This is a genomic window from Actinomycetota bacterium (assembly GCA_030019255.1).
Classification (GTDB): Bacteria; Actinomycetota; Geothermincolia; order Geothermincolales; family RBG-13-55-18; genus Solincola_A.
In genome coordinates this window covers 137,354-150,534 of record JASEFK010000006.1, presented here as the reverse complement: position 1 = coordinate 150,534, position 13,181 = coordinate 137,354, and the positions used below count along the sequence as shown (strand labels likewise).

The window sequence follows — 13,181 nt, the reverse complement described above, 5'->3', positions numbered from 1 at the left end:
GAGGTGGAGGATGGTACAGGTCGACGTGTTCTGGAGCTACGGGATAGGTTCCAGCTTCGCGCTGGCCGCCTTCCGGCAGCTGAGGAAACTCAAGGTGGAGAACGAGGTCCGCCGCTGGAAGCTGGGATGGAAGGGCGCGCCGGAAGCCGTCGGCGCCGGGGCCCCGGCGGCGGAGACCGTGCCGGCGGGGTTGAGCGAGGAGAACCACCGCGCCTTCCAGGAACTGGTAAGGGAACTCAAGGCCAACGGGCTGCGTCCCGGCCAGGTGACCTTCCGCGACCTGGGGAAGGTGGTGAAGGTAGTGAAGGCCTGGGCGGAGAGGTACAGCGACGCCTTCCACAACGAGTATTTCCTGAAGAACCTGCTGTTCCTCTCCCTGCTCTTCGTCCCCTCGGGCTCCGTGCTCCTGTGGTCCAACCCCAACTGGGAGACCATGCAGGTGGGGAGCTACGAGACCATTCCCCAGTGGCTGGTGGGCATATTCACCACCACCAACGTCACCCAGGGCATCCTGGGCTTCCTGGTCACCTACAACCTGCTCATGAAAGGCAAGTATTACCAGGCCGCCCTGCAGACCGTCCTGGCCTACCTGGGATTCTTCTTCATCCTGGCCAACGGCTGGGACAACCGGGGTTACCAGCGCTTCTTCTCCAAGAACCGCGAGGCCTTCGAGAACTGGAAGTGGAGCAACGTCATCGGGTGGCTGGGCTCGGACGTGGTGGCCATCCTGCTGGTCTACGGCGCCGCCTTCCTGCCCCTCATGTACTACTGGATCACCAAGTGGCTCATGGAGGGCCAGGACATGGAGAAGGGAATGGCGGGGGAGGCGGACATCTTCGAGCGCCTGCCGGAGGCCGCCCGCCTCTTCGCCCTGGAGAACGCGGCCATCTTCGGGGGGACCCTGGGACCCGCGGTGCTGGCCACCATCCTCATCCGCAGGCTGGGATGGACCAGGGGTCTCGCCGCCACGACGGCCGTCATCGCGCTCATGCTCAGCAGGGTGGGAATAGGACCGATCCTGTGCAAGCGCCTCCTGGGAGTGGAGACGCTTCGAGACGTCCCGGTGGAGGAGCTGGTGCGCAAGGCCCTGGAGGAGGAGAAGGCCGCCGCCCCGGCCGGAGTCTGAGCCACCCCCAAGTGAGGGAGGCGAAAGGAGGGCGCCGGGCGCCCTCCTTTCCTTGTGCCGGGCTGGACGGGTTAGAATTTGGCTGGTACCCGGGATGAGCGTCGGGCTCTCGCGGGGGGGAAGATTCTGAGGAAAGGGCGGCGTACAGTGTACGCGTATCCGGATAGCCTGGGGAAATCCAGGCCCTGGTGGTCATGGCTGGTGCTGGTGGCCCTGGCCGTGCCGGTGGCCTGCCTGCTCTTCATCCCCTCGCCCCCCGGCGTGGACAGGAGCCCGGCCTGCCTCGGGAGCGCGGAGGGAGATCGTGCCCTGGCCGCGTTGCCGGAGAAGCGGGTCGGCGGTCCGGTTCCGGGAGAGGAAAGTGAGGGGACCCCCCGCATGAGGGACTACCTGCTCCCTGGAGACATCCTCCTTGGGAGGTGCCGGCTCAGCCTGGTTCCCTCCACGAATCCCCCGCGGGGATGGACCCATGCCGCACTATACGTGGGTGATGGCGACATCGTGGTGGCCGCCAATCCTTACCAGGGGACGGTGCGGGCCCCGGTGGAATCGTGGGAGTTTCCCAGGATGACCTGGGTGGTCTGCCTTCGCGTGACCTCGGCCACGGAGGAGGAGAGGAGAATGGCGGCGGAGCTGGCGGAGGGGGAGGTGGGTACCTCGTACGACCTGAACTGGTTCTCGGAGCAGGAGGACGGGGAGACGTGGTACTGCAGCGAGCTCCCCTGGGCGGTGTACCGTAGGGCCACGGGAGGGCGGTTGAACCTGGAGGTAGGGATGGGTTCCTTCGGGGTTTCCCCGGACGACCTCTACCTGCACCCCGACACCGCGGTCATCGGCGGCCACTTCGAGCGCCGGCCGGACACCATCCTTTCCCTGCTCATGAAGGCCCTGACCCTGTGTGCCCTCTTCGGGACGGCGGCCGTGATGCGCTGAGCCCCCGCCTGCCCGGTAATCGCATCACTACGGGGGATTCGGGGAAGGAGCGAGGAGAGAGGAGGCAGGAAACGCCCGGGCGGGGGGACTCCAGGATAGGGGATGGTGTCCGCCCTGGACCTGGCCCCTGGAGGGCGTGAGCGGGCTGGGAAGAGAAAGGAGGACGGCTTGGAAGTCGAAGTGGTGAGGAACGGAAAGGTGTGGACGGTGATCATCAACCGCCCGGAGGTCCGGAACGCTATCGACTACCACACCTCGCGGCAACTGGCGGAAGCCTTCCGCGAGTTCGACGCCGACGAGGAGTCCTGCGTCGCGGTGCTCTGGGGGGCGGGAGGGACCTTCTGCGCGGGAGCCGACCTCAAGGCCCTGGCCGCCGATCCTCTGCGGGAGGCCCAACGCCTTAACCAGGACATGACCGCGGACGCTCCCCTGGGACCCACGCGGATGCTCCTCGGCAAGCCGGTGATCGCTGCCATATCCGGGTATGCTGTGGCGGGCGGCCTGGAGCTGGCCATCTGGTGTGACCTGCGGGTGGCGGAGGAGGACGCCGTTCTGGGCATATTCGAGAGGCGTTTCGGCGTGCCCCTGATCGACGGCGGGACCCAGCGACTCCCGCGTCTGATAGGGATGAGCCGGGCCCTGGACCTCATCCTCACCGGTCGACCGGTGGGGGCGGAGGAGGCGCTGGCCATGGGTCTGGTGAACCGCGTGGTGCCCAAGGGAAAGGCCAGGGAGGAGGCGGAGAAGCTGGCCGCACAGCTGGCCGAATTTCCCCAGGTGTGTATGCGCAACGACCGGCTGGCCGTCTACCGCGGAATGGGAAGGCCCTTCGAGGAGGGCCTGGAGCTGGAGTTCCGCCTGGGCATGGAGACCCTGGCCAGCGGCGAGGCGGTGCGGGGCGCCACCCGCTTCAGCGAGGGAGAGGGAAAGCACGGGGTTTTTTAGACCGCCCACCGTGAAAATCCAGGGCCTTAACCACGGATCGAGAGCCGAGTCCCTGACAGGGCTTTGGCAGGCGGACCGAAAATCGAAACCTTGCGGGATGAAACCCGGTGTTTTTCCCACGCGATCGTGGCAAATAAAAGAAACGTCTATGGATCATGCCGTTTTCCGGTCGCCTTGTCGCGAGCCCGTGAAGCAGGGGACGAGGCCACGTCGCCGCGCGCCCTCCGCCGGATTTCCGCTGGGTCGGGGAGGTAGGAAAGTCAAGTGGAATCCGGGCCCTCACCCGGAGCAACCGCCTTGCCCTCAGGGAACGGTGGCCATGTCTCCGTGTATGGTCACCGGTGTACCCAGGGAAGTGGAAAGGGAGGATACCTGCCGCAGCCAGGAGGCGCCACCTGGGGAATGCCCTGGAAAACATAGTCGCGTTCATGATTCCAACCGCCTTACCCGACCCTTCGGCTTTCATTGATGGCTACAATGTGGGCCGTCATCGCTACCACGGGAGCGTTCTCCTTCCGGACCTGCCTGACAGGATACCTGGAAACTCCTGGCAATATATTATTACCAGCGCGTGGAAAGTTCAACGGCCGCATGAAACCGGCATCCTTTCACTTTTCGTACCGGTCCGGCATGGGAGAAAAGCGGTGCAGGGAAGCGTTTGGCCGATGATAACAATCCGGTAAGTAACGGAGAAAGTATATCCATGATCCATGTGTCGAAAATCCCCCCGGGGATTTTCTGCCTTTCAAGGCATGGTCGACGAGGGAGTGCATTCCTTTGCAGCGTTGCGGGGCCAAGTACCGGGCCGGTGTCCGCCCGGGTGATGATCCAGTTGTACAGGTTGCAGGCGTGAGCACGGTCCCGCCCCGGGTCGCAGAGGTGTATCAAGTCGTTCAAGGTTCCTATTGGATTTGCGGTTAAAACGCCGGTGAAGAGAAACGTTCGGCCATGCGCTTAACCTCGGAGGCCAAGCCGGGGGGTGGATCGCCGTGGTAGACGGCCGCTATCCAGCCGGCGATGCGGCGCATCTCCCCGGTTCCCATGCCCTGGCGGGTCACCTCCGCGGTGCCCAGCCTCCCCCAGGCGTCGATGAAGATTCCGTGACGTTCCAGGTCCCGGCACATCCGTTCCGCCTCTTTTTCTCCCAGGTCCAGGAGTACCTGGTGGGAGGCGGTGAAGCCCCTTCCTGCGAAACGCACCGGTACACCATCGGCGTGCAGGGCCTCCGCCAGGGCCCTGGCGTTTTCCACCACCCGGCGGCCGTAGGTCGGGTCAACCTGCAGTTCTTCCAGGGCGATCCCGAGGGCGGCGATGCGGTTGAGGTGGGGGTTGTCCACCAGGCCGATGCCCGCTTCCAGGTCCAGTTCCAGGAATTTCCTGAGGCGTTTGGCGAGCTCGCCCCGGTTGGTGATGATGATCCCGCCCTGGGGACCGAAGAGGGACTTGTGTGTGCTTCCCATGAGGATATCCGCTCCCTCCCGCAAGGGATCCTGGAACTCCCCGCAGGCTACGAGGCCCAGGACGTGGGACCCGTCATAGGCCAGGAGGCACTCGTGCCCCGCCTCCAGAAGACCGCGGCGTATCTCCGCCACCGGGTGGGGAAAGGGGATGAAGGAAGCCCCCAGGAAAGCCACCCTCGCTTTCTCGCGGACCAGGATTTCCACGGCCTCGGCAGGATTTATTTCCAGGGTGTCAGGGTGCACGGGGATCCAGGCGGGTCGGCGATGAAATTTCTCCACCCCGAAGGGGTATCCGCCTGACTGGAAGGGGATGAGGCCGACGGATTCTCCCGGAGAGGTGAAGGCGAAAAGGACGGCTAAAACGCACATGTTCCCGGAAAGGGGCGTCACCAGGGCGTGGTCGGCCCCGAAGGTCTCGCGGGCCAGTCGTTCCACCTCCTTGGTGATACGACGCGCGTGGATCGAACCCCCGTAACCTTCCGCGTGGTAGCGGCCGGCGAGGTCGCTTCCCAGGGCTCGCAGCGCGGCGGGAGGAAGACGGTTCTCGGAGGCCACCAGGTTGATACCCACGCGGCGCAGGTTTTCATGATCCGCGATGAGTTCAGCCAGGTGTGATTCCGGTTCCCCGGGAGCCCCCGGCCTTTTCGCCGTTTCGGTTACTCCGCCGCCCGTGGCGGAAAGACCGCCCTCGTCGCCCGGCGGGTGGTTCTCGCCGGGCACCGCTCCCTGGAGCGCCTCCAGGGATTCCTCCAGGTCCAGCAGGCGCTGGCCGCAGGAGACCAGTTCTTCATCCCGGCGGACCCTCTCCAGCATTCGGTCGTAGCTCCAGGCGCGAAGGCAGCGGATGCGCGAGTAAGCAGTGGCCACTGACCTCCCCACTTCCGCAAAGAGGTCCTCAAGCTCCTGCCTTTTTACCTCCTCCGCGGAAGCGTCCTCTCCCCGGCGCAGCCGATCCCGGATGGCCAGCCGGCAGTCGGCGTACGCCTTCAACAACCTCCGGTAGAGAAGGGGGAGGCGATCGAAACCCTCCGGGAGGCTGGAGAGCCTCTCCAGGCCTGGGATCTCCTGAAGGCGGCGATCAAATTCCTCCGACACGAAGGAATGCAGGTCCAGCCTCGGCAGGCGATCTTTCTGCGCCTCGCGGAACGCCGACCCGCCCGCATGGGCCAGTTTCTCCAGCGGCTCGGCATAGAGGCGCACCGCATCCTCCCGCGCCCCGCGGCGCTCGGCTAGCTCGTGGTTCAGGATGACCGCGGTCACGCCGCCGCCCGCCAGTATGCCCACGGCGCTCAACACCAGGTTTTCCCAGCCCATCGCCTCGCTCCCTCACCCCCCTAAGTATTTCGGCCGTAGGGGGCCGTGAAGATTCCGAACCCCAGAATTCAGACATGCTTTGTATCCGCTGCCAAGCTTAATATAAATCATGCCCATGACGGCGACACCGGCCAACCGGCCCTAGCGAGTGACCGCGTTCCCCATCTCCCTTGCTGGCGATGCCTCCTGGCCCTTGAGCATCTCGTCCCCTGGGGTATAAGGGATGTAGGAAGGTTCTTGCTTGGCGGCGGGCAGAATGCGGATTTGCCGGAACGCTGGCCGGCCTGGTCAGTCCCGTGCTCCTCTTCGGGGTGCACGGAGCCCTGTTTTCCGGCGGAATCGCCGCCTTGGCCGTGGAGGACTCCGATGAGGCACGGAAGGAGTTTCGGCGGCTGGCGCCCCTCTTCTGGCCGCAGTTCCTCTTTCGAAAGATGCGGGAATACCTTCCTCATTTTCTGTTAAGGCCGCTCAGCAGGATCATCCTCTCCACCTATGACCGGATTCTTTTCCCTATGCCATGCTCTTCGTGCTCTGGCCGCCCGGTTACCGTAAGGGCTCCATCAAACCCCGCACGCGCCTTTCGTAGAAGTCGTAACCTGGTGGCGGCACATCCGGAAGTCCGGCGGAAAGGACGTGCTCCCTTTCGGAAGGGGGGGTCGAGACCCCCTATCCCAACTCCGCTTACCCAAGGTGTTCCCGCATCCTGGTCGGGTTTCCAAGTTGCATGAAAGAGGAAGGCCCTTGTAGAGGGCCTTTACGACTCCTTCAAGCCGACGGGGCTTAGTCTATCTTCTTGAACATCTTCCTGGGGGCGCCGCAGATGGGGCACTTCTCCGGTGCCTCCCTTTCCACCGTGTTCCCGCACACCTGGCAGACGTAATAATCAACCTCCTCGTTGTTCCCCAGGTTGTCCAGCGCCTTCTGGTAGAGCCCGGCGTGGATCTCCTCCACCGCGTTGGCGTTGGCGAAGGAGATGTAGGCGGCGTCGTTGCCCTCCGCCTTGGCTTCCTCCATCATCTTCGGGTACATGGAGCGGAACTCCGCCGTCTCCCCCTCGATGGCCTGGCGCAGGTTATCCTCTGTGGTGCCGATGCCCCCCATGACCCGCAGGTGGGCGTGGGCGTGCACCGTCTCCGCCTCGGCGGCGGCCCGGAAGAGCCTGGCCACCTGGGCGTACCCTTCTTCCTCCGCCTTCTTGGCGAAGGCCAGGTACTTGCGGTTGGCCTGGGATTCACCGGCGAAGGCCTCCCTGAGGTTGTCCATGGTGCTCATCCGAATACCTCCTCGTCTTCCGTCCCTTCCCTGCCCGCCGTCTGCCGGGCGGGCCGGGCCTCGTGGCATCAGCCCCGCTGGTCCTGCCGCGGAGCACGGACCTCCACCCATACTCCGTTAATATTCCCTTCCACCCACGATCTTATACAAGCGGAGGGCAAGCATTCCAACCATGATCCCGCTCATATCGCCACCCCGCCGGCGGGATGGCAAGACCATCAAGGATAAACCAGGCTGAATTCCCCGGACAGCGGCGAGACGCCGGGTTCGAACTACGGTTGAGTCTCGATGTCGCCCGGGAGGTCCTTGTGTCACCACATGGGGCAAGAAACCCGGGTTTCATGAATGCAAAGGGTCACCACAACGGCTTTGCGGCGATGGATCTGGGCTCCGGTGGAGAAACTTGGCAATCTTGCAAGATGGCCGATGGACTCTATCCGGCCTGGTTATTCCCGTGCAGGACCCGGGAGACCTCCTCCAGCCCGTACCTCTCCAGGACCGCGGTTTCCGGGAAGCCGCGCGCGTCCAGCCTTCTCAGGCGGTAGAACTCCTCGAGCATGAAATCGAAGTCCACGCGGCCGCCTTCCGGTCCCGCGGGCCCGTCGGCGCGGCTTCCGCGGGTGGAAGGCCGGGCTGAGGGCAGCACCTTCGCGGCCAAGGTGACTATCCGGAAGGTGTGGCGCAAGATCACGCGGCGGTTGAACTCCTTGACCCAGTGCAGCAGCCTCTCGCTCCTTATCCTGCCCACCAGCCGGTTGGTGGATCGTAGGAGGGGGTTGAGGGCTCCAAGAAGGAAGGAGGCCTCCCCGTCGAGGTGCGGCTCGATTATCCGCCGCGGCACCCGGTCATCCTCCCGGGTGGTGCCGCAGAGGTTGCACAGGGCCCTCTTGAGGTACCAGATGCGGTTCCCGGTCTCCATGAGGTCCTCCAGGGAGAACCCGTACCCGGTGACCGCGTTGACCATGTCCCTGAGGAGGGCCAGGCTGGACCCCGCTCCCTTCCAGGCGAAGAGGCAGATGACCGCCGCGTCGCAGATCGCTCCTATGGCCTGGGAATGGACGGTCATCTGGGCTTTGCCCACCCGGCGCTGCGGGAGGGTCCCCGGGAAACCTATCTCCTCCAGGCTGTCCATGCCCATCTCCAGGCCCAGGTTGGTGTCCCGGTTGTGGCATCCGCCCCGGATGCTGGTGGCGTAGCCCAGGGCCATGGACCAGAGGGCGCGCGGATCGTGCATGGGGCATTCCAGCCCCTTGACCTGGATGGCGAATTCCTCGCCGCCGTACCTGGCGGAAAGGAAGCGGCTGCCCTCCGCGAGTTGGTCGCCGAAGCCCTCGCGGCGGGCTATGCGGGGGATGAGCTCCACGAGGAGGTCCGGCCGCCCCCAGTCCAAGGCCAGGCCTCCCGTGACCTCCTCGTCGATGAGTCCCTCGCGGAAGGCCTCCACGGCATAGGCCAGCGTCCCGCCGGTGGAGATGGCGTCCATCCCGTAGTCGTTGCACAGCGCGTTGGCCCGGGCCACCGCCCGGAGGTCGCCGATCTTGAGCATGAACCCCAGGGACCCCACCCCCTCGTATTCCGGGCCCGGCCCCTCCGGCATGGCGTATTTTCCTCCCTTAATCTCCACCACCCGCTTGCAGGCGATGGGGCAGGCGTAGCAGGAGCGCCTGCCGACCAGGATGGTGTCGGCCATGTTCACCCCGGAGAGCTCTTCCATCCCCTCCACCCAGCGGGGTTCCCGCCAGTTCTTCACCGGCAGGTCGCAGATGGCCGAGGAGAGGTCCACGCCTCCCGCGGTCCCGAAGAGGCGGAGGCCCTCGGCGAAGGCGCTCCTCTCCATGTTCTCCAGGGCCCGGCGGCGCACGGCCTCGCAGGCCTCGCGGTCCGCGGGGCGGGGCTTGAGGTCGCCCCTGACCACCACGGCCTTCAGCTTCTTGGAGCCCATCACCGCGCCCAGGCCGCAGCGCGCCGCCAGGTTCCCGCGGTTACCGACCACGCTGGCATATTTTACCATGTGTTCACCGGCCGGGCCGATGCTCGCCACCGCCGCCCTGCGGTTGCCCACCTCCTCCTTCAGGATCTCCTCCGTCTCGAAGGTGCCCCTGCCCCAAAGGTGGGAGGCGTCGCGCAGCTCGCCGCCCCTCTCCGTGAGGAGGAGGTATACCGGTCGTTCCGAGGCCCCCACGAGGACGACGCCCTCGTAGCCCGTGCCCCGCAGTTGGCGGGCGAAGGGGCCGCCCATGCTGGACTCCCCCCATATGCCGGTCTGGGGGGAGCGGGCGCAGATGGAGAGGCGGGAACAGCCAAGCAGGTTGGTCCCGGAGAGGGGTCCGTTGAGGATCAGGAGGGGGTTTCCGGAGGACAGGGGTTGAGCCTCCCAACCCCTTAGTTGGAAGAACATGTAGGCCGCCAGCCCGGAGCCGCCCAGGAACCTTCGGCAGGCGTCCTCTTCCAGCCGGAATTCGGACAACTCCCCCGTGGACAGGTCCACCCAAAGCAGCTTTACCGGTTCATGAAGCATCGAAGGTCACCTCTTTTTACCATTTCCGGACTGCCCATATCCGAGCCTCGGTTTCCCGCGCCCTCCCCTGGCGGGTTCGTCGCCTGCCTCGCCGTTCCCGATGAAGGGTGGGCTTCCGGCCATGGAGGGACCTTCTGTTCCGAGGTGCCCGGCTACCGTGTCCGCGATAAGATTATGTTTTGTGCCCCTTTCCTAAGCGACCCACACCACCCAGATCCGCGGTCAAGAGCTGTGGTCCATGCCTGCACGATTTCCTCTATATTCCTCCGCGACCCACATCGCCTAGATCCCGCGGACCACCGGCAGGCGAGGTTTGCGGCTCCCCCAACCGCATCCTCCCATGGATTCCCCTCCCGTGGATTCCCTATTCTCCCGCCAGGGTCGGGCTGGCCGCCGAATCACGGGTGGGAGTGAGTAGAGCTCATGACATCATCCGCAGGCGGGGGAAGAGCGCCCGGGCGTTGCGGTGGAACACGGCCTCCCGGGAGGCCTCGTCGAACCCCGGGTACTCGTTCAGGCCGGAAACGGTGGCCACGGCAGCCAGCTCCGGGGCGAAGGGATAATCGCTCCCGAAGAGGATGTGCGAATCGTCCACCAGTTCCTGCAGGGAACGCAGGGCGAAGGGCGCCGCGGAGATGGCGGTGTCGTAGTAGAGCTCCCGCAGGTAGGCGACGACCCCCTTGGGGACGTGTTCCTGGAGGCCGGGCCAGAACTGTCCCAGGGTGAGTCTTATAGCGATGAAGGGGACGGTGCCCCCGGCGTGGGGCAGGATGAGCCTCACCCGGGGACACCTTTCCAGGGTCCCGCGGAAGAGCAGCGAGGCCACGGCGCGGGTGGTCTCGAAGACGAACTCGATTAAGGACGGAGGGAGGCCGGTCTTGGGCGCCTCGTCCTCCTCCGGGGTATGGGGATGCATGAAGACCACCGCCCCGCGGCGGTCCAGCTCCTCGAAGAGCGGCCGGTAGGCAGGGTCTCCCATGTAGCGCCCGTCAACGCTGCTCAAGAGGCTTATTCCATCAAGACCCAGCTCGTCCAGGGCGTAGGCAACCTCTTCCAGGGCGGCCTCCACGTCCGGGAGAGGCAGGACGGCGAAGGCGCCGAAGCGGCGCGGTTGTTCGCGCACCAGCCCGGCGAGGTACTCGTTGCACGAGCGGGCCAGCTCCCGGGCCAAGGAGAGGTCGCCGATGAACACGCCGGGCGCGGAGACCGAAAGCATCGCCGTCTCGATGCCCTGCCGGTCCATGAAGCCCAGGGTCTCCTCCAGGTCCCAGGCCGGGATGGGCCGCCCCCCGACGCTCTCCACGCCCCGGGCGGCCAGGGCGGTGCGGTATGGCGGCGGAGCTATGTGGTGGTGCACGTCGATTTTCGGCGTGGGATTTTCCATTCTTTCCCTCCGCTCGTCTCTCCCCGCGAACGCCATTTTGTCTCTCCCGTCGATGGCGGGAATGCCCCGCCGACGCGCCTACGTCTCGGGGCGTAAACCATGCGGTACGCCCCCGGCACGTATCGACTGCGACGCGGTTCGTAGCTCGACTACGGGCGCACAGCTATTATCCGTACTCGATGACCACCCCGGTGCCGCCGGCGGGGTAGGAGAAGTCGATGGCCTCCGTGGGACAGATCTCCCAGCAGGCGGCGCACTCCAGGCACAGCTCCTGGTAGCGCGGGGCCAGGCGGGCCTTGCCGTCCTTCATCGACCAAAGGTTGAAGGAGCAGACCATGTTGCACAGCCCGCATCCGTTGCACTTGCTCTCGTCGTAGCGGATGAAGTCGCCGGTCTTGTCGGCGTCCACCCTCTTCACTAGCTTGGTGAAATCCAGCTTGATGTCCTCCATCTCCTATACCTCCTCATTGCGCCCTCCCGGAAGCAGCTTTCCGACTACTTCTTCCCGGCCCTGCTCCGCTCGAAGACCTCCCGGGGCAGGGGGGCCTCCTGGTCCACCGTGGGGTCGAGGTAGGGGGCCAGAGACTTGGAAAGTTTTGCCACCACACGCAGGAAGGTATTGTCCGGGAGCTTGTTCAGCACCGGGATCCTGGGTTTCACGGAGAGCAGGATCCGCTTCACGTTCTTGGGCCAGATGCCCCGGGCCAGGGGGGCCAGGTAGGTACGCCCGAAGTCGGCGAACTGCGGGGCCAGGTCCAGGAGATGCTCCAGGTGCTGGTTGAAGCAGTCTATGTGCGCGTCGCCCCAGTCGAAGACCACCGAGAATGGATGGAGCATGGAGAACTCCAGCAGGAGCTGTATCTGTCGGGCCATGAGCTTGGGGTCGAAGATGGTGCTGTTCCAGAGGTCCACGAACTCCGGCCCGAACTCGTGCTCCTTGCCCAGGGGAGAGGCCTTCCAGCGGCGCTCGTACTCGGCAAGGGCTCTCTCCGAGGTGTCCCCGCGGGAGATGGCCCAGGCGGCGGTCTCCGCGGCGATCTTCCCCGAGGTCAGGGCGTGCCAGATCCCCTCCGCCTCCAGGGGACAGGGGAAACCCGCCGCGTCCCCCACCAGCATCATGCCCCCGGTGTAGGTCTTGGGCGGCTTCTTCAACCAGGGAAGGAGGTGGGCCTGGTACTCGCGGGGCTTGGCGTCGATGGCCCGGCACATGGCCTGGAAGGCCGGGAACTGCAGCACCTTCTTGACCATGTCCGTGGGCTTCTCGTCCCAGTCCTCCCGCAGCCACTGGCCGGCGCCGATGTGGAAACCGTCGCGGAAGTTGACCTGGTAGGCCCCGTAGAGGGCGCCGAACCACACCCACTCCGCGTTCCCGATGACGTCGTCCATCTTGTCCGGGTCGGCGGAGAAGTCCAGCTGCGGCACCAGGGTGCAGCCACCTCCCCAGCGGTTGCGCATCCCCGACTTGCGGGCCATGGTGGACATGGCACCGTCGGCGGCGATGACCACCTCGGCGTAGAAGGGTTCCCCCTTCTCCGTGCGCACCCCCTTCACCTGCCCGTTCTCCATGATCACGTCGCTCACCAGGGTGGAGGTGCGCAGCTCCGCCCCCGCCTTGACCGCCAGGTCGGCCAGGAAGGGATCCAGGTCCCGGCGGTAGATGCTGATGCCGTCCATGCCGTGCGGCCACCGGTTGGCGCAGAGGTCGGAGCCGGTGGTCCCGCAGCGGTAGCGCAGGCGGTTGTTCTCGTCGACGAGGTTGATCACCACCATCTCCACCTTGCGCACGGAGGGCAACCCCTGCAGGGCCTCCATGATGTCCGGGAAGTCACGCCACCAGCGCTGCCCCAGGCCGCAGCCCGAGGAGTTCTTGTCCCCCGGCTTGCGGCCCCTCTCGAAGAAGACCGTCTTCAGGCCGAGCTCGGCCGCGGTCTTGGCGGCGTAGGAACCGCCGGGTCCGGCTCCCACCACCACCACGTCCCACTTTTCCATCCGCAGTCACCTCCCTCAAAGGGTCTTCATTCTCTCGGTTCCCTTTATCTATAGAGAAACGTCCGCCTTGTCGCCGGATCGTAGTCCTTTTCTCCCTGCAGGTCCCGCTTAACGGATTCCGCCCTTCCTGGGTCGGGAAAAGGCCCTTACCGGGACAGGGACCAGGAACCCCAGCTGCCCTTCGGCCCTAGGTATCCCTCTCCGCCAGGGATATCTCGCGGCCCTGCATGTCCAGGCTTC

Annotated in this window: 9 protein-coding genes; 3 read left to right on the top strand and 6 right to left on the bottom strand. The window is 65.4% G+C overall.

From position 1 onward, the window contains the following. The first annotated feature begins 10 nt into the window (after window positions 1-10). The 3 genes from QME84_07190 to QME84_07180 all read left to right on the top strand — a co-directional run bounded on the left by QME84_07190 (window position 11) and on the right by QME84_07180 (window position 3,004). Window positions 11-1,126, top strand: coding sequence for a hypothetical protein (locus QME84_07190; protein MDI6874050.1), 1,116 nt, complete (start codon window positions 11-13; stop codon window positions 1,124-1,126). Between the two features lie 147 nt (window positions 1,127-1,273). After that, a complete protein-coding gene (locus tag QME84_07185; protein MDI6874049.1) occupies window positions 1,274-2,059 on the top strand; it encodes a YiiX/YebB-like N1pC/P60 family cysteine hydrolase in 786 nt (261 codons plus the stop codon). A 168-nt stretch (window positions 2,060-2,227) separates the two neighbouring features. Next, window positions 2,228-3,004, top strand: a complete 777-nt coding sequence (locus QME84_07180) for a crotonase/enoyl-CoA hydratase family protein (GenBank protein ID MDI6874048.1) — start codon at window positions 2,228-2,230, stop codon at window positions 3,002-3,004. 917 nt (window positions 3,005-3,921) lie between these two features. Here QME84_07180 and QME84_07175 read toward each other — a convergent pair. From QME84_07175 to QME84_07150, 6 genes are all read right to left on the bottom strand, one after another. Then, window positions 3,922-5,778, bottom strand: coding sequence for a hypothetical protein (locus tag QME84_07175; GenBank protein MDI6874047.1), 1,857 nt, complete (start codon window positions 5,776-5,778; stop codon window positions 3,922-3,924). Between the two features lie 780 nt (window positions 5,779-6,558). Further along, window positions 6,559-7,050 (bottom strand): rubrerythrin family protein, encoded by a 492-nt coding sequence (locus QME84_07170; GenBank protein MDI6874046.1) that lies wholly within the window; start codon window positions 7,048-7,050, stop codon window positions 6,559-6,561. Between the two features lie 433 nt (window positions 7,051-7,483). Continuing rightward, window positions 7,484-9,568: an aldehyde ferredoxin oxidoreductase family protein gene (locus QME84_07165; GenBank protein MDI6874045.1), complete on the bottom strand. Its 2,085-nt coding sequence runs from the start codon at window positions 9,566-9,568 to the stop codon at window positions 7,484-7,486. 421 nt (window positions 9,569-9,989) lie between these two features. Continuing rightward, on the bottom strand, window positions 9,990-10,952 hold the full coding sequence (locus QME84_07160; GenBank protein MDI6874044.1) for an amidohydrolase family protein: 963 nt from the start codon (window positions 10,950-10,952) through the stop codon (window positions 9,990-9,992). Window positions 10,953-11,118: 166 nt separating this feature from the next. Continuing rightward, a complete protein-coding gene (locus QME84_07155; protein MDI6874043.1) occupies window positions 11,119-11,403 on the bottom strand; it encodes a 4Fe-4S binding protein in 285 nt (94 codons plus the stop codon). 44 nt (window positions 11,404-11,447) lie between these two features. Further along, window positions 11,448-12,941, bottom strand: a complete 1,494-nt coding sequence (locus QME84_07150) for an NAD(P)/FAD-dependent oxidoreductase (protein ID MDI6874042.1) — start codon at window positions 12,939-12,941, stop codon at window positions 11,448-11,450. Window positions 12,942-13,181 lie beyond the last annotated feature (240 nt).